This is a genomic window from Polynucleobacter sp. 80A-SIGWE (assembly GCF_018882295.1).
GTDB lineage: Bacteria > Pseudomonadota > Gammaproteobacteria > Burkholderiales > Burkholderiaceae > Polynucleobacter.
Window position 1 is genome coordinate 17,419 of record NZ_JACVOR010000002.1, and the last position, 16,072, is coordinate 33,490.

The following is a 16,072-nucleotide window of genomic DNA, read 5'->3' on the forward strand; positions in this document are numbered from 1 at the left end:
ATACACATATATATGGATACCCTTATGTTTTATCTCATCTCATTTCAGCTGTTGAGGCTAACTTGAGTTAAGGCTTCTACAATGGGGTTTTAAGCTTATATTGAATTCTCGCATTTTTTGATGATCCCGCTCAATTCTTCCGCAATACCAGCCTCAAAACCATCCAAAGTCGTCGTTGGCATGTCTGGAGGGGTAGATTCGTCGGTAGCAGCCTTGCTGCTTAAGCAGCAAGGCTATGAAGTAATTGGCCTTTTCATGAAAAATTGGGAAGATGACGATAGCGATGAATATTGCTCCGCACGCCAGGATTGGCTAGATGTCGTTTCCGTGGCTGACATGATTGGTATTGATGTCGAGGCAGTCAATTTTGCTGCTGAGTACCGCGAGCGTGTTTTTGCCGAGTTCTTGCGGGAATATGCTGCTGGTAGGACACCTAACCCAGACGTCTTGTGCAATGCGGAAATTAAGTTCAAAGCCTTTTTAGATCACGCCATGAGTTTGGGCGCGGATGCCATCGCCACTGGCCACTATGCGCGGGTTCGACATGAAGGCGGTCAAGTGCAATTGTTAAAGGCATTGGACGCTAGCAAAGATCAAAGTTATTTCTTGCACCGCTTAAGCCAAAGCCAATTGGCAAATGTTCTTTTTCCTTTGGGTGAGATTCCTAAAACGGAAGTTCGTAAGATCGCTGAGCAAATTGGTTTACACAATGCGCGTAAAAAAGATTCCACAGGAATTTGCTTTATTGGTGAGCGCCCTTTCCGAGAATTCTTAAACCGCTACTTGCCACGTACTCCAGGTCCCATCAAAACTCCTGAAGGTAAAACCGTTGGAGAGCATATGGGGCTTGCCTTCTTTACCCTGGGACAGCGCAAAGGCATTGGCCTGGGCGGTAGTCAAGATGGTAATGGGGATGCCTGGTATGTGGCACGCAAAGATGTTGTTAACAACACTCTTTATGTTGCTCAAGGCCATGAGCACCCATGGCTATTAGCTAATCAGCTATCTGCGATTGATGCTAGTTGGGTTGCGGGCGCAGCTCCTACGCCAGGACAATATTCAGCAAAAACCCGTTATCGCCAAGCAGACTCTGCATGTACGCTTGCCGCAGGATTGGAAGGGCCCCTCAGTTTTGAACTGGCTTTTCCGCAGGCTCAGTGGGCGGTCACCCCTGGCCAGTCTGCCGTTTTGTACGACGGTGACATTTGCTTAGGCGGCGGCATTATTTCCGCCTAAGGATTTAGGCCGCTGGGGGTGCTGTTTCAGCAAAAGAAGGCCTTTGCATTAACTTTTGATACAAGGCATCCAGGTTGGGGTATTGAGCTTGCCAAGTGACATCGGGGAAGCGGAACAGCATATAACCTAACGCACAACCCACGGCAATATCAGCCAAAGTCATCTGGTTGCCATGGCACCAGGCGTTTTCGCCTAATTCACGGGACATTTGGGCTAAAGCTGCGTCAATTTTGCCCATTTGGCGCATAAGCCAGTCCGGACTTTGCTGCTCTGGAGGGCGCAAAGTCACCTCTAAGCGAGCCAAAATACCTGCATCTTCGACCCCATCTGCCAGGGCTTCCCAGGTTTTAACCGTAGCGCGTTCGCGACTACCTGTTGGAATAAGCTTGCTGACGGGGCTGAGGGTGTCGGCATACTCAGCAATCACCCGAGAGTCATAAATAGCCTCGCCATCATCCAAAATCAAGCAAGGAATCTTGCCCAAAGGATTGTTATGGGCAATTTTGGTGTCTGCGGCCCAAACATTCTCGAGTTCTAGGTCTACATCAACCTTTTTTTCCAAGAAAACAATGCGTACCTTGCGTACGTAGGGGCTAGTGAGGGATCCAATGAGTTTCATGTGGCTAAGTATAGCCATCCCAGCCAAATTGGGTTGCCCTCAAGAACGATTAAAATCAGGGTTTATTGACACATTCAATGTAAAGGCAATATTCGTGAGTCAGCCGATTTCTACCCTCAACGCACTTTCCCCTTTAGATGGCCGTTATGCAGGAAAACTAGATGCCTTGCGCCCTTGGTTATCCGAGGCTGCATTTATGCGTCAACGCGTGTTTGTGGAGATCCATTGGCTCTTGGCCTTGGCTTCCGCAGGTTTGCCAGATGTTCCAAAAATCAGTGCAGCCGATGAAGCGTTTTTATTGTCCCTGCCAGAAAACTTCTCGGATGCGGATGCTCAACGCATTAAGGACATCGAAGCAGTTACTAACCATGACGTCAAAGCAGTCGAATATTTCTTAAAAGAAAAAGTAGCTGGCCGTCCAGACCTATTGAAGGCCAGTGAATTTATTCACTTCGCTTGTACCTCTGAAGATATCAACAATACCTCGCATGGTTTGATGTTGCGTGGGGCGCGTGATGAAGTGTTGTTACCGCAACTCAGAAAAGTACTTTCTGTATTGACGGATTTGGCGATTGAGAATGCTAAGGTACCTTTGTTATCACGCACTCATGGTCAGCCCGCTTCTCCAAGTACATTGGGTAAAGAGTTGGCAAATATTGCTAAGCGTTTAGAGCGTGCGATTGCGACGATTGCCGCAGTTCCGCTCCTAGGAAAAATGAATGGTGCAGTTGGTAATTACAACGCGCATTTATCTGCATACCCAAATTTTGATTGGGAAAACTTTTCAAAAAATGTAGTTGAGAAGCGCTTGGGCCTTACATTCAATCCCTATACGATTCAGATTGAGCCGCATGATGGTATGGCTGAGTTGTTCGATGCGATTGCTCGTGCCAACACTATCTTGTTGGATATGGACCGTGATTTCTGGGCTTATATTTCTATTGGTTACTTTAAGCAGCGCACTAAAGCGGGTGAGATTGGATCTTCAACCATGCCGCATAAGGTGAACCCAATCGACTTTGAAAACTCTGAAGGTAACTTGGGCGTAGCTAACGCCTTGTTACGTCACCTAGCTGAGAAGTTGCCTATTTCTCGTTGGCAGCGTGATCTGACTGATTCAACTGTATTGCGTAATCTTGGCCCAGCTTTTGGCCACAGCGTTTTAGCTTATGACAGTGCCTTGCGTGGTTTAGGTAAGTTGGAGGTAAACCATGCGGCGATTGCTGCTGACTTAGATGAGTGCTGGGAGGTATTGGCAGAGCCAGTGCAAACCGTTATGCGCCGTTATGGCATTGAGAACCCGTATGAGCAACTTAAAGAGTTGACTCGTGGCAAAGGTATTAACCAGGCTGATTTACAAACCTTTATTCGTGGTTTAAAAATCCCGGATGATGCAAAAACTCTTTTGCTTGAGATGACTCCATCTTCTTATTTAGGTAAGGCGGTCGAATTGACCGAACGTCTAAAAAAGTGAGTTTGACTCCAAGCCTTGGGCGCGCACCGCAGGATTCGCAATACGGTGCACGCCCCAAGTTCTGGTTTGCTGTTTATCAATTGCTTTGGCATCTACTCTTGCCATTCGCATTTATTCGCCTGGCTTGGCGCACGCGCCACTCATCTGAATATTTAAGTCATTTCGCTGAACGCCTAGGCTTTGCTTATGGGAAAAATATTACTCAAGGCTCAGTATGGATTCATGCGGTATCCGTTGGTGAGACTAGAGCCGCTCAGCCTCTGATAGAGGCTTATCTAGAGCATGGTGAAGCCGTTCTGCTAACCCACATGACTCTCAATGGCCGTCGCACTGGCGCCGCTTTATTTGCAAAAGAGATTGCCGCAGGTCAGCTACGCCAAGTCTATTTGCCTTATGACCTTTGTTGGTCTGTAGCCAATTTCATTCGCGCATTCAAGCCCAAATTCGGTTTGTTCATGGAGACTGAAGCTTGGCCAACTGTGGTGTTCTATTGCGCGGAAATTGGCCTACCCTTATTGTTAGTAAACGCGCGTTTATCTGAACGCAGTGCTCGTCGAGTGAATCGATTTGGTAAAGCCGGTAGATCTTTATTTCAGGCGTTTGCAGGTATCTTGGCTCAAACACAATTCGATGCTGACCGCTATCGCAGTCTTGGTGTCAAAAAAGTGGAGATTGTTGGCAACCTCAAGTTTGATGTACCGCTTGATCCAAGCCTAGTTCAACAAGGTAAATCTTGGAAGCAAGAGATGCATGCAAATCAGCGTCTGATGGTCTGCGCTGCCAGCACTCGCGATGGTGAAGAGGAAATCATTCTGAAGGCTTGGAAGGATTTGCTTCTTAGTAATTCATTTGATATTGCCCCAGTGCTTTGCTTGGTGCCTCGTCACCCTGAGCGTTTCTCGGAAGTAGCCAATCAAATTCATGATGCTGGTTTGAAGTTTCGACGCCGCACAGAATGGATGGAAACGCCAAAGAGTGATGCAGAGATAGATGTCATTCTCGGTGACTCGATGGGTGAGATGCCCATGTATTACAGCGCTGCTAATTTAGTGGTGATGGGTGGAAGCCTGCTCCCCTTTGGCGGCCAGAATCTGATTGAAGCTTGTGCTGCTGGCTGCCCCGTATTGCTCGGTGAACATACTTATAACTTCCAGCAGGCCGCATTAGATGCAATAGAGATGGGTGCTGCAAAGCGTATCAAGGGCAAACTGCTATTGAGTGAGCCAATTGCCCTTAAGGAAGCTTTAAAAGAATTGCTATTGAATACTGCTGAGCTGGCAAAGATGTCGAGTGCTGCAACGGCCTACTCGATTGAGCATCAAGGTGCGACTAAGAGAATATTAGCCGCCCTTGAGCATCAGAATTTCACACTTAACTAATTAATTAAAGCTTAAACCTGTGCCCCAAAGTTTGGGTCATCATTGCGGCTTGTGTCTTCAGGCTTGCGTTCGCCTTTAACTAAATCCTCGCGGGTTACTCCAAGCCACATCGCTAGAGCCGCTGCCACGAACACTGAAGAGTAAATACCGAACAAGATACCAATGGTGAGCGCTAAGGCAAAGTAGAAGAGGGTAGGGCCACCAAAAATCAACATAGCCAAAACCATCATCTCAGTACTACCGTGAGTAATCACGGTACGGCTGATTGTGCTGGTAATCGCATTGTCAATAATCTCACGGGTATTCATCTTGCGGTACTTGCGGAAGTTTTCGCGAATACGGTCAAAGATCACCACGGACTCGTTTACTGAGTAACCCAATACTGCCAGCACCGCCGCCAACACAGAGAGTGAGAACTCCCACTGGAAGAAGGCGAAGAAGCCAAGAATGATCACAATGTCATGCAAGTTCGCGATGATGCCGGCGACAGCAAATTTCCACTCAAAACGGAAAGAGAGGTAAACCACGATGCCAATGATTACAAATAGCAGCGCCATCAATCCATCGATTGCCAGCTCACGCCCAACCTGTGGGCCTACGAACTCGACACGTTGCAACTTCACGCCAGAAGTTGCTGGTTCAAGGGCCTTCATCACTGCTGCACTTTGATCTGCAGAGGAAATCATTTTTCCTTCAGCATCTTTTTGCAGTGGCAGGCGAATCATCACATCACGTGAGCTACCAAAATTCTGAATTTGGGTATCGGCGTAACCCAATTTTTCTACATTTGACCTAATGGAGTCTAAGGGGGCTGTCTGGGGATAAGAAACCTCCATCACCGTACCACCTGTGAATTCAATCGATAGATGCAGTCCGTTATGCCAGAGGAAGAAAACAGCAGCTAAGAAGGTGATTAGAGAAACCGCATTGAGCGCCAATGCATGGCGCATAAAGGGAATATCTTTTTTGATCCGGAAAAATTCCATGGCTTATTTCTCCTGTGGACGCCAAACTTGGCCGATAGCGAGTTTCTGAACTTTTTTACCTCTGCCGTACCAGAGGTTAACCAGGCCACGTGAGAAAAAGACTGCTGAAAACATTGAAGTCAAAATACCAAGGCAATGCACCACCGCGAAGCCTTTGATTGGGCCGGAGCCGAATGCGAGTAATGCAAGACCAGCAATTAAGGTGGTGACGTTTGAATCCAAGATGGTTGCCCAAGCTTTATCAAAGCCAACTGCAATGGCTGTTTGCGGGGCAGCGCCATTGCGCAGCTCCTCACGAATACGTTCGTTAATCAAGACGTTGGAGTCAATCGCCATGCCGAGTGCCAAGGCCATCGCAGCGATACCTGGCAGAGTTAAGGTGGCTTGTAACATCGACAACACGGAAATCAAGAGTAGCAAGTTCACTGCTAGGGCTACCACTGAGAAGGTGCCAAACAAGAGGTAGTAGGCAATCATGAAGACAGAGATTGCTGCAAAACCAATGATCAGGGATTTGAAACCCTTTTCAATATTTTCTGCACCAAGACTTGGTCCAATCGTGCGCTCTTCAATGATTTCCATTGGTGCTGCTAATGAACCTGCGCGTAACAAGAGGGCTAAGTCATTTGCACTCTCGGTAGTTGGCTGACCGGTGATCTGGAATTTAGAGCCGAACTCGCCTTGAATCGTAGCAATCGTGAGAACCTCACCCTTGCCTTTTTCAAACAAGATCATGCCCATTGGCTTGCCAATGTTTTCACGAGTTACTTCTTGCATCACGCGACCACCAGCAGCATCTAAGGAGATATTGACGGCAGGGCGTTGGTTTTGATCAAAGCCAGCGCTCGCATCGGTAATGCGATCACCACTGAAGATGACGGATTTTTTGAATACACCTTGGCGAGTTTCCCCAAAGCGGAAAACATCCATGCCTGGAGGTGGAGTCTCACCAATTGCAATCGTGGAAACGATTGGGTCAGCTAGTCTAGATTCAAGAGTTGCAGTACGACCGATAATGTCTTTTGCTCGAGCAGTATCTTGCACGCCTGGTAACTGAACAACAATACGTTCTGCGCCTTGCTGCTGAATGACCGGCTCTTTAACAGCCAATTCATTCACGCGCTTATTGAGCGTCACAATATTTTGTTTTACGGCGTTGTCTTGAATTTCTTTCAAGGCAGTAGGTTTAAATTCGCCGACCAACTTAGGAGACAGGCCGGTTGGCTTAATTTGCCAAATGAGCTCAGGCTGGCTAGTCATCAAAACAGAGCGCGCCTTTTCTGCGTCTTCAATGCTGCCGAAAGTCAAAGTAATGGAATCTGAACCACGCTCAATACCTTGCTGGCGAATCGATTTGTCGCGCAATTGGCTGCGAATATCAGTTGCTAAAGAAGTTACCTTCTTTTGAACTGCGCCCTTCATGTCTACTTGCAGCAAGAAGTAAACGCCGCCACGCAAGTCAAGACCAAGTGGCATTGGTAAAGCATTTAGCGCATTCAACCAGCTCGGAGTATTAGAGAGCAGATTTAATGCAACCGTGAAATTGGGTTCGTTCTGATCGATATTCAATTTCTGTTGCAATAAGTCGCGCGCACGCAATTGGATATCGGTATTGTTAAAACGAATTTTGATTGAACCTACATTGCCTGCGGATTCAAAGAAGATGCCGGTATTGCTGATGTTGTCATCAGCCAGAATCTTTTCGACTCGAGACTGTGTCGCCAAATCAACCTTGATGGTTGGCTTGGCGGACGAGACTTGAACCGCTGGAGCCTCTCCGTAGAAATTGGGTAATGAATATAGTCCTCCGATTAATAAAGCAAATAGGATGACTATGTATTTCCAGAGAGGGTAGCGATTCATATTGAGATACTTTTAAACAAACGTATTAAGCGGACTTCAGTGAGCCTTTTGGCAATACTGTTGTGATGGCGCCTTTTTGCATCTGCACTTCAGTGCCAGCAGAAATTTCAACAGTAACAACTTGATCTTTCAATGCAGTTACTTTGCCGATGATGCCGCCAACAGTCACAACTTCGTCGCCAACAGATAAAGACTCAAGCATTGCTTTAGTTTCTTTTTGACGCTTCATTTGTGGGCGAATCATGATGAAGTACAGAACTGCAAACATCAAAATAAGGGGAAGGAAGCTCATCAAGCCACCAGAATCTGCACCCGCGGCTGGAGCCTGGGCAAAAGCGTTACTAATCCACATACAAAACCTCCATTAATTACCAATTGGAAACTGCTTCAGTTTTAGGCTTTTAAAGCTAAGCCGTAAACCCGCAATTCTAAACTGTATGGGGCTTTGAGGGCTGATTTACTGCCCTAGGGGTATTAATCCTGCCCGGGCTCTACGCCCCGTTGGCGATTCCGATGAAATTCCTCGCGATAGGCGCTAAAACGGTCTTTAGCTAGGGATTCTCTGACCTCTTCCATCAGCTGGAGGTAGTAGGAGAGATTGTGGATGGTATTGAGCTGCGATCCGAGGATCTCATTCGCCTTTTGGAGGTGATTTAAGTAGGATCTGGTGAAGTTTTTACAGGTGTAGCAGGCGCAGGTAGGATCAACAGGGCGATCATCGTCCTTGTACCCTGAATTACGCAGCTTCAGGTCGCCAAAGCGGGTAAATAGCCAGCCATTGCGGGCATTGCGAGTCGGCATCACGCAGTCAAACATATCAATACCCAGGCTGACGCCTAGCATCAGATCTTCAGGTGTCCCAACCCCCATCAAGTAATGGGGCATGTGCTCTGGCAGCTTGGGGGCCGTGAAATTCAGAATGCGCTCAAATTCGGGCTTGGGTTCTCCAACGGAGAGGCCACCAATAGCAATGCCATCAAAACCCTGTTGGCTGACGGCATCCAAGGAGAGTTCCCGCAAATTCTCAAACATGCCACCTTGTACGATGCCAAAAAGGCCGTTGCCTGTCTCGAGCTCCCGAAAGCGTTTTAAGGAGCGATCACCCCAGCGTAGCGACATTTCTAGTGAAGCACGCGCAGTTTTTTCTGAAGTTGCCTGTCCTTTAACTTCGTAGGGCGTGCACTCATCAAACTGCATGGCGATATCACTATTGAGTACTGCCTGTATTTCCATCGACACTTCTGGCGACATAAATAATTTATCGCCATTGATTGGGGAGGCAAAGGTCACACCTTCTTCGGAAATTTTTCTCAACGCTCCCAAGCTAAAGACCTGAAAGCCACCGGAGTCAGTAAGGATGGGCTTATCCCAGCCCATAAAGCGATGTAAGCCGCCATGCTTTTTAATGACATCTAAACCAGGTCGTAGCCACAGATGAAAGGTATTACCCAAAATAATTTGAGCCTTAGCTTCATGTAAATCCCGTGGTGTCATTGCTTTCACGGTGCCATAAGTTCCCACTGGCATAAAGATCGGTGTTTGAACACTGCCGTGAGGAAGGTCAAGCTGGCCGAGGCGTGCGGGGCTCGCAGAGTCACGCGCCAAGATATTGAAGTGAACGGGTTTAGTCATGAGCTTGTCTAGTTAAGAACATCGCATCGCCGTAGCTAAAAAAGCGATATTCATTTTGAATGGCATGTTGATAGGCATTGCGGATATTGTCTACGCCAGCAAAGGCGCTCACCAACATTAATAGGGTTGATTTTGGCAGATGAAAGTTTGTAAGCAAGCAATCCACAGTTTTAAATGTGTAGCCAGGCGTAATAAATAAATTCGTTTCGCCGCTAGTTTGTTGGCTTTGAGCCTGACTCTCTAGGGCGCGCAGGCTGGTTGTCCCGACCGCAATGACTCTGCCACCTGCTTTGTGAGTAGTCTCAATTGCCTCAATAGTTTCTGCTGGAACCGAAAACCACTCGTAATGCATTTTGTGTTTGCTGAGGTCTTCTTCGCGAACCGGCGTAAAAGTGCCTGCGCCCACATGAAGGGTAACGGTGGCCTGCTGAACTCCGAGTTCATTGAGCTTCTTGAGAATAGCTTCGTCAAAGTGCAATCCTGCCGTAGGAGCCGCGACAGCACCAGGATTTTTGGCAACGACGGTTTGATAGCGATTAGCGTCTTCTTGATCTGGCTGATGCTCGATATACGGTGGTAGTGGTAATTCACCAAAGCGCTCAAGCAAATCAAATACATTCTCAGGGAAGCGCACTTCATAGAATCGGCCGTCATAGCCAATCATTTCTACTGGGAAGGTTTCCCCAGCCTTATTGTGTATGTGAACAATGCTGCCGGTCTTAGGAACCTTCGAGGCTCTAATTTGTACCCAGGCCTGTTTATCGCCGCTAATGCGTTCGATCAGGAGTTCAACATTGCCCCCAGTCTCTTTTTTGCCATGCAGTCGGGCGGGAATGACTTTGGTGTCATTAAAGACAAGTAAATCCCCAGGCTTGATAAGGTTAAGAATGTCGGGGAACTGCCGATCGATCAATTGGGCGGCATTACCCCCATTCGCTCTCAGTTCTAGGAGGCGACTATCCGTTCTATTAGCCAGGGGATGCTGGGCAATTAGTTCGGGCGGGAGGTCGTAATTGAAGTCGGAAAGTTGCATAGCATTACCATCAGGTATTGGATTTTAACGATGACGACTAAGCGACCACCAACTGCACTCGAAAAGATGGGTTTAAACAGCCCTATGGCACTTGCTTTGCACCTGCCATCCCGTTACGAGGACGAGACTGAGCTCTTCACTATCGAGGAAGCTTTGGGGCTTGGAAGATTTCATTCGATTCAGACTCAGGGTGTCGTGATTCGCAATCAGGTCATGTTCCGCCCAAGAAGGCAGCTCTTAGTCACGATTGAGGATGACACTGCTTCATTGCAGCTCCGATTCCTCAATTTCTACCCGAGTCAGCAAAAGCAAATGGCGGTGGGCGCTCATGTGCGGGTACGAGGCGAGGTTCGCGAGGGTTACCAGGGTCCTGAGATGGTTCACCCCACAGTCCGTGCGGTTACGCCAGACTCTCCATTGCCGGCAAGCTTAACCCCGGTCTACCCAGCTAGTGCTGGTATCTCACAAACCATTATTCGCAAGGCGGTATTACAGGCTTTACGTGACGCTAGTTTGAAAGAAAGTTTGGCAGAATTTTTGCCGACCAAGCTCATGGCGGAAATTTTGCCAACAAATGATTGGCCGCCGCTGCAAGACGCAATTACCTATCTGCACCAGCCACCCGCTGATGCTAATACCCAATCACTTCTGGAGCGGACTCATCCCGCATGGCGCCGGGTGCAGTTTGAAGAATTGCTCGCCCAGCAGATTTCTTTAAAGCGAGCCCATGCCATTCGAAGGGAAAGACGTGCCCCTAGTTTTGAGAAAGCAATCCAAAAAGCTACCAGTATTGAAGACAGCTTACTCAAAGTCCTGCCGTTCAAGCTGACTGGTGCTCAAGCCCGCGTCTGGTCTGAGATTGGGCTTGATTTATCCAACACCTTTCCAATGAACCGTTTATTACAGGGTGATGTGGGTAGCGGAAAAACAGTGATTGCAGCATTGGCTGCTGCGCGTGCGATGGATCATGGCTATCAAGCCGCCATCATGGCGCCCACAGAAATTCTTGCTGAGCAGCACTATCTCAAAATGCAGGAATGGTTTGAGCCTTTGGGAGTAAAGATTGCGTGGCTCTCTGGCAGTTTGAAAGCTAAGGAAAAAAGACTGGCACAAGAAATGATTGAGAGTGGTGAAGCTCAACTCATTATTGGTACTCATGCCCTTATTCAGGATAAGGTGAGTTTTGCTAAATTGGGTTTAGCTGTGATTGATGAGCAGCATCGTTTTGGCGTGAGACAGCGTTTAGAAATTCAGCAACGGGTTGGTTCGGAATTGTTTTATTGCCACCAATTAATGATGTCGGCCACTCCAATTCCGCGGACCTTGGCGATGACCTACTACGCCGACCTAGATGTTTCTGTCATCGATGAATTGCCTCCAGGGCGCAAACCAATTGCCACCAAAGTGGTAAAGGCAGCGCGCAGGGATGAGGTGATTAGTGGTCTACACGACTGGCTTGCCAAGGGATTGCAAGCCTATTGGGTTTGTCCTTTGATTGAAGAGTCGGAAGTATTGCAATTGCAAACCGCTGTTGAAAGTTTTGAGCAGCTCACACAAGCGTTACCGAATTTCAAAGTGGGTTTAGTGCATGGCCGCTTGAAGAGTGAAGAGAAGGCTGCGGTGATGGCGGCTTTCAAAGCCAATGAAATCCAGCTCTTAGTTGCAACTACCGTGATTGAGGTCGGGGTTGATGTGCCCAATGCAGCGCTGATGGTGATCGAGCATGCGGAACGTTTTGGTTATGCACAGATTCATCAGTTGCGGGGACGCGTGGGGCGCGGTTCAGCAGATTCAGTCTGTATCTTGATGTATGCAGAGCCCTTATCTTTGGCGGCTAAAGAACGCTTACAGACTTTACGAGAAACTTCAGACGGATTTGTGATTGCGGAGCGCGACTTATCGCTTCGGGGTCCCGGTGAGTTACTGGGGGCAAAGCAGTCAGGCGATGCGATGCTCCGGTTTGTAGATCTTCGACGCGATGCCTGGTTAATTGAGTTGGCGCAGACTGCCGCAGAGCGCTTGCTGGCAGAGCATGGTGATTTAGTGGAGCGACATCTCGAGCGCTGGTTAGGCTCCCGCACAGAATTCTTAAAGGCTTGATAATTTAGCTATGAATATGAAAAGAGATTTTCTCTGATGCGCGATCGTATTGTTGCTTACGCTTATTTGATCCGTTTGGATAAGCCGATCGGAACCTTGCTTCTATTGTGGCCAACGTTGTGGGCGCTTTGGCTAGCGAGCGGCGGCTTCCCCCAATGGCATCTCCTAATTATTTTTATCTTGGGAACTTTCTTAATGCGTAGTGCGGGCTGCGCTATCAATGATTATGCAGATCAAGATTTTGATCGCCATGTCTTGAGAACTAAAGATCGTCCCATTACCAGTGGCAAGATTTCTGGAAAAGAAGCGTTGATGGTGGCTGGCAGTCTTGCTCTAGTAGCCTTTCTACTGATTCAACCCCTGAATGCGCTAACCAAGGAACTTTCTTTCTTTGCCTTGGCGGTTGCGATTCTCTATCCCTTTACCAAACGTTTTTTTGCTATTCCGCAGGCAGTTCTGGGCATTGCCTTTGGCTTTGGGATTCCGATGGCCTATGCGGCGGTATTAGACTTTATTCCGCTGGAGGCATGGGTTTTGTTTGTCGGCAATATCTTTTGGGCTATCGCCTATGACACCGCCTATGCCATGGTTGATCGTGATGATGATTTGCGCTTAGGTTTGAGAACCTCAGCCATTACATTTGGCCGCTTTGATGTGATCGCAATTGCCCTGAGTTACGGCGTGCTATTTCTGAGTCAGATTTGGGTTGCGCAGTTGGCAAACCTCAGTAATTACTTTTGGGTGGGTTGGGCCTTGGCGCTTGCTTGCGCTATTTACCATTTGAAACTAGTTTCTACTCGCAAGCGCGAAGAATGCTTTAAAGCATTTCGCCACAACAACTGGCTTGGCGGATTCCTATTTCTAGGAATCCTATTGGGTCTGACTCGCTTTTAGCTCTTTCCTAGCTCATCGCCCATGGCTTTGCCACGTTGACTGGCAGCATCAATCGCTTTTTCCAGTGCGCCATGCCAATCGAGTTGCTTAAGCATATCTAGTGCGGCAGCTGTAGTGCCACCCTTGGAAGTGACTCGCTCGCGCAATACACCTGCATGCTCATCGGAGTTATGGGCGAGTTGTGTAGCGCCTTCCAAAGTTGCATAAGCAAGTTTGCGAGCAGTAGCCGCATCAAGCCCAAGCTTCTCGCCGCTCGATTGCATAGCTTCCAAGAAAGCAAAAACATAGGCAGGGCCGCTTCCAGATACAGCGGTAACGGCATCCATTAGTTTTTCTTCGTTAACCCAGACTGCTTGTCCAACTGCATTGCAAATGGTTTCAGCTAGGGTGCGATCGGATGCGTTGACTGCGGCATCTGCAAATAAACCGGTAATGCCTTTGCCAATGAGGGCAGGGGTGTTCGGCATAGCGCGAACGCAACGCTCGTGGTCAAGCCAGCGACTCATATCTTTGAGGCGGATGCCTGCGGCAATACTGAGGATCAATGGACCTGGTGCTGTTGCATGCTTGAGCTTTGCGCTCAAAGATTTGGCAACTACATTGAAATCCTGAGGCTTGATGGCCATGACTACGACATTGTTTTTGGAGAAGTCAAAAGCGATCTGATCTAGTGAACCAATGATCTGCACGCCAAAATCTTGATGTAATTGCAGGCCAGTGCTTGCATTGGCTTCAACCACAGAGAGTTGGTTGGCTTCAAAGCCATTGGCGAGTAATCCACTAATTAATGCGCGACCCATATTGCCACCACCAATAAAGGTGATGTGGGCATTTTGGTTTGTTTGTTGTGTGCTCATGCTTTTATCTTATCGCGCTTCCCAAAAATGGCGCTTCCTATACGTACCATGGTGCTGCCTTCAGCAATTGCAGCTTCCATATCATCAGACATCCCCATCGAAAGAGTGTCAAAGAAATCATAACCAAGATCATGGCTATGTTTTACTTTAATCCCGGCAAAGCACTCCCTGACTGCAGCAAAGGCTTGGCGTTGCTGGTTTATATCTTCGCTGGGCGCAGGGATAGCCATGAGGCCGCGAAGCACGAGATTGGGGAGTTTGGCAACTGCATCGCAAAGCGCCTCTACTTCCTCAAGGGCTAAACCGCTTTTGGATTCTTCTGCGCTCACATTGATTTGAACGCACACTTGCAAGTCACCCAAGTCTGGAAACTCTCCGCGCTGGCTAGATAGACGTTCAGCAATTTTGAGCCTATCGATACTGTGAACCCAATCAAAATGTTCTGCGACATCGCGAGTCTTATTGCTTTGCAGTGGGCCAATGAAGTGCCACTCGAGCCAAGGACGCAATTTAGCGAGTTGCTGAATTTTCTCAACACCTTCCTGCACGTAGTTCTCACCAAAAGCAGTTTGCCCGGCATGCATCGCCTCTTCAACTGCCAGGGCGGGAAAGGTTTTGCTTACCGCAAGCAGCTGAATATCTTCGGGTTCGCGCTTGGCTGCCAGTGCTGCTAATTCAAGACGCTGCTTTACCAACATTAGGTTGGTGGTAACTTGACTCATTATTTAGTTCGGCCTGCTTGGCTGACGAGCTGGTCAACGATCTCGATCCAATGTAGGACTGGAGTATCTTGCTGCTGAAGATGGGTGATGCAACCAATGTTTCCAGAAACAATTACCTCAGCACCTGATTCCTCACAAGCGGCATTGAGGTGCGCAAGTTTGTTCTTGCGTAGTTGCTCCGATAGCTCTGGTTGGGTAACCGAATAGGTTCCCGCGGAGCCACAGCAAAGATGGCTATCAGCACAGAGGCGAACACCAATACCAATACCGGTCAAAAGACTTTCAACTTTGCCCCGAATTTGTTGTCCATGTTGCAGTGTGCAAGGCGGGTGATACACCACGCCAGGTTTAGGATCTGCTCCTACTAGAGAAATAAGCTCACCTTCAAGTGCTGGCAAGATTTCTGAAATATCTTTAGTGAGATCAGAGATCTTCTTTGCTTTACTTGCATATTGCGGATCATTAGCAAAGAGATGCCCATAATCTTTGACCATCACGCCACAACCAGATGCAGTCATAACGATGGCTTCTACGCCTTGCTCGACTTTTGGCCACCAAGCATCGATATTTTGTTTGGCGTTATCCAGACCGCCGGCTTGATCATTGAGGTGGTAGCGTAATGCGCCACAGCAAGTAGCATTGGGCGCACTAATTAATTCAATCTTGAGTGCGTCTAAGACACGAGCTGTCGCAGAGTTGATATTTGGCAGCATGCCTGGTTGGACACATCCCTCGAGCAATAGCATCTTGCGAGAGTGACTTGCTTGTGGCCTGGCGTAGGGATCGGTATTGCTAGCCAACGCTTTATTTTTAGCTTCTGGAATCTTACGTTGGATACCAGCGGGCATGAGTGGGCGAACTAAGCGCCCAATGGTCATTGCTGAATTAAATAACTTGGGACTAGTCAAACCTTCTTTAAGTGCCCAGCGGGTCAGGCGCTGACCAATGGGACGCTCAGGTGTATTTTCTTCTGCCCATTTGCGACCGATATCAACTAAGTTGCCGTATTGCACACCGCTTGGGCAAGTGCTTTCACAATTGCGGCAAGTTAGGCAGCGATCTAAATGCATGCGCGTTTTTTCAGTCGGGGCTTGGCCTTCTGCAATCTGCTTGATTAAGTAGATGCGACCACGTGGTCCATCGAGTTCATCGCCCAGAATTTGATAGGTGGGGCAAGTGGCAGTACAGAAGCCACAGTGAACGCATTTTCCAAGAATTCTGGCGGCCTCTATACCTTCAGGAGTATTGGCGAATTGGGGGGCGAGTTGAGTTTGCAT

At 48.1% G+C, this 16,072-nt stretch carries 14 protein-coding genes; 5 read left to right on the top strand and 9 right to left on the bottom strand.

Annotated elements, in window-relative coordinates; translation table 11 throughout:
* Positions 1-120: 120 nt before the first annotated feature.
* Positions 121-1,236 carry a tRNA 2-thiouridine(34) synthase MnmA gene (gene mnmA / locus ICN25_RS04910; RefSeq protein ID WP_216179619.1) on the top strand — a complete coding sequence of 372 codons (1,116 nt, stop codon included), beginning with the start codon at positions 121-123 and terminating at the stop codon, positions 1,234-1,236.
* A gap of 4 nt (positions 1,237-1,240) precedes the next feature.
* Here the strand turns inward: mnmA and ICN25_RS04915 are convergent, their stop codons facing one another.
* Positions 1,241-1,855, bottom strand: coding sequence for a glutathione S-transferase N-terminal domain-containing protein (locus ICN25_RS04915; protein ID WP_216179621.1), 615 nt, complete (start codon positions 1,853-1,855; stop codon positions 1,241-1,243).
* A 94-nt stretch (positions 1,856-1,949) separates the two neighbouring features.
* On the opposite strand from ICN25_RS04915, the gene purB reads away from it, so the two are divergent.
* On the top strand, positions 1,950-3,329 hold the full coding sequence (purB, locus tag ICN25_RS04920; protein WP_216179622.1) for an adenylosuccinate lyase: 1,380 nt from the start codon (positions 1,950-1,952) through the stop codon (positions 3,327-3,329).
* Positions 3,330-3,331: 2 nt separating this feature from the next.
* Positions 3,332-4,708: a 3-deoxy-D-manno-octulosonic acid transferase gene (locus ICN25_RS04925; RefSeq protein ID WP_216179623.1), complete on the top strand. Its 1,377-nt coding sequence runs from the start codon at positions 3,332-3,334 to the stop codon at positions 4,706-4,708.
* An 11-nt stretch (positions 4,709-4,719) separates the two neighbouring features.
* Here ICN25_RS04925 and secF read toward each other — a convergent pair whose 3' ends face one another.
* The 5 genes from secF to queA all read right to left on the bottom strand — a co-directional run bounded on the left by secF (position 4,720) and on the right by queA (position 10,222).
* Positions 4,720-5,694, bottom strand: coding sequence for a protein translocase subunit SecF (gene secF, locus ICN25_RS04930; RefSeq protein WP_216179624.1), 975 nt, complete (start codon positions 5,692-5,694; stop codon positions 4,720-4,722).
* 3 nt (positions 5,695-5,697) lie between these two features.
* Positions 5,698-7,557, bottom strand: coding sequence for a protein translocase subunit SecD (secD, locus tag ICN25_RS04935; RefSeq protein WP_216179625.1), 1,860 nt, complete (start codon positions 7,555-7,557; stop codon positions 5,698-5,700).
* 25 nt (positions 7,558-7,582) lie between these two features.
* On the bottom strand, positions 7,583-7,909 hold the full coding sequence (yajC, locus tag ICN25_RS04940; protein WP_215375725.1) for a preprotein translocase subunit YajC: 327 nt from the start codon (positions 7,907-7,909) through the stop codon (positions 7,583-7,585).
* Positions 7,910-8,031: 122 nt separating this feature from the next.
* Positions 8,032-9,189: a tRNA guanosine(34) transglycosylase Tgt gene (tgt, locus tag ICN25_RS04945; protein ID WP_216179626.1), complete on the bottom strand. Its 1,158-nt coding sequence runs from the start codon at positions 9,187-9,189 to the stop codon at positions 8,032-8,034.
* On the bottom strand, positions 9,182-10,222 hold the full coding sequence (queA, locus tag ICN25_RS04950) for a tRNA preQ1(34) S-adenosylmethionine ribosyltransferase-isomerase QueA (protein ID WP_216179627.1): 1,041 nt from the start codon (positions 10,220-10,222) through the stop codon (positions 9,182-9,184). The genes tgt and queA overlap by 8 nt, the downstream gene beginning before the upstream one ends.
* 30 nt (positions 10,223-10,252) lie before the next feature.
* Here queA and recG point away from each other — a divergent pair, with 30 nt between their 5' ends.
* Complete coding sequence (gene recG / locus ICN25_RS04955) at positions 10,253-12,322, top strand: ATP-dependent DNA helicase RecG (protein WP_216179629.1); 2,070 nt, start codon at positions 10,253-10,255, stop codon at positions 12,320-12,322.
* A gap of 36 nt (positions 12,323-12,358) precedes the next feature.
* On the top strand, positions 12,359-13,216 hold the full coding sequence (gene ubiA / locus ICN25_RS04960) for a 4-hydroxybenzoate octaprenyltransferase (RefSeq protein WP_216179631.1): 858 nt from the start codon (positions 12,359-12,361) through the stop codon (positions 13,214-13,216).
* On the opposite strand, the gene proC is transcribed toward ubiA, so the two are convergent.
* From proC to glcF, 3 genes are read right to left on the bottom strand one after another with little or no spacing between them, the layout of a single operon-like run.
* Positions 13,213-14,073 (bottom strand): pyrroline-5-carboxylate reductase, encoded by an 861-nt coding sequence (proC, locus tag ICN25_RS04965; protein WP_216179633.1) that lies wholly within the window; start codon positions 14,071-14,073, stop codon positions 13,213-13,215. The two genes, ubiA and proC, sit on opposite strands and share 4 nt — an antisense overlap.
* The gene (locus tag ICN25_RS04970; RefSeq protein ID WP_216179635.1) at positions 14,070-14,795 is read right to left on the bottom strand and encodes a YggS family pyridoxal phosphate-dependent enzyme; all 726 of its coding nucleotides are present in this window, start codon (positions 14,793-14,795) and stop codon (positions 14,070-14,072) included. The genes proC and ICN25_RS04970 overlap by 4 nt, the downstream gene beginning before the upstream one ends.
* Positions 14,795-16,072 carry a glycolate oxidase subunit GlcF gene (gene glcF, locus ICN25_RS04975; RefSeq protein WP_216179637.1) on the bottom strand — a complete coding sequence of 426 codons (1,278 nt, stop codon included), beginning with the start codon at positions 16,070-16,072 and terminating at the stop codon, positions 14,795-14,797. Before glcF ends, ICN25_RS04970 begins: the two co-directional genes overlap by 1 nt.

Excerpts from the sequence above, each read along its gene's own strand:
- queA (WP_216179627.1), bottom strand. The coding sequence starts at position 10,222 with ATGCAACTTTCCGACTTCAATTACGACCTCCCGCCCGAACTAATTGCC.
- proC (WP_216179633.1), bottom strand. The coding sequence starts at position 14,073 with ATGAGCACACAACAAACAAACCAAAATGCCCACATCACCTTTATTGGT.
- mnmA (WP_216179619.1), top strand. The coding sequence starts at position 121 with ATGATCCCGCTCAATTCTTCCGCAATACCAGCCTCAAAACCATCCAAA.
- glcF (WP_216179637.1), bottom strand. The coding sequence starts at position 16,072 with ATGCAAACTCAACTCGCCCCCCAATTCGCCAATACTCCTGAAGGTATA.
- tgt (WP_216179626.1), bottom strand. The coding sequence starts at position 9,189 with ATGACTAAACCCGTTCACTTCAATATCTTGGCGCGTGACTCTGCGAGC.
- recG (WP_216179629.1), top strand. The coding sequence starts at position 10,253 with ATGACGACTAAGCGACCACCAACTGCACTCGAAAAGATGGGTTTAAAC.
- ICN25_RS04970 (WP_216179635.1), bottom strand. The coding sequence starts at position 14,795 with ATGAGTCAAGTTACCACCAACCTAATGTTGGTAAAGCAGCGTCTTGAA.
- secF (WP_216179624.1), bottom strand. The coding sequence starts at position 5,694 with ATGGAATTTTTCCGGATCAAAAAAGATATTCCCTTTATGCGCCATGCA.
- secD (WP_216179625.1), bottom strand. The coding sequence starts at position 7,557 with ATGAATCGCTACCCTCTCTGGAAATACATAGTCATCCTATTTGCTTTA.
- yajC (WP_215375725.1), bottom strand. The coding sequence starts at position 7,909 with ATGTGGATTAGTAACGCTTTTGCCCAGGCTCCAGCCGCGGGTGCAGAT.
- ICN25_RS04915 (WP_216179621.1), bottom strand. The coding sequence starts at position 1,855 with ATGAAACTCATTGGATCCCTCACTAGCCCCTACGTACGCAAGGTACGC.
- ubiA (WP_216179631.1), top strand. The coding sequence starts at position 12,359 with ATGCGCGATCGTATTGTTGCTTACGCTTATTTGATCCGTTTGGATAAG.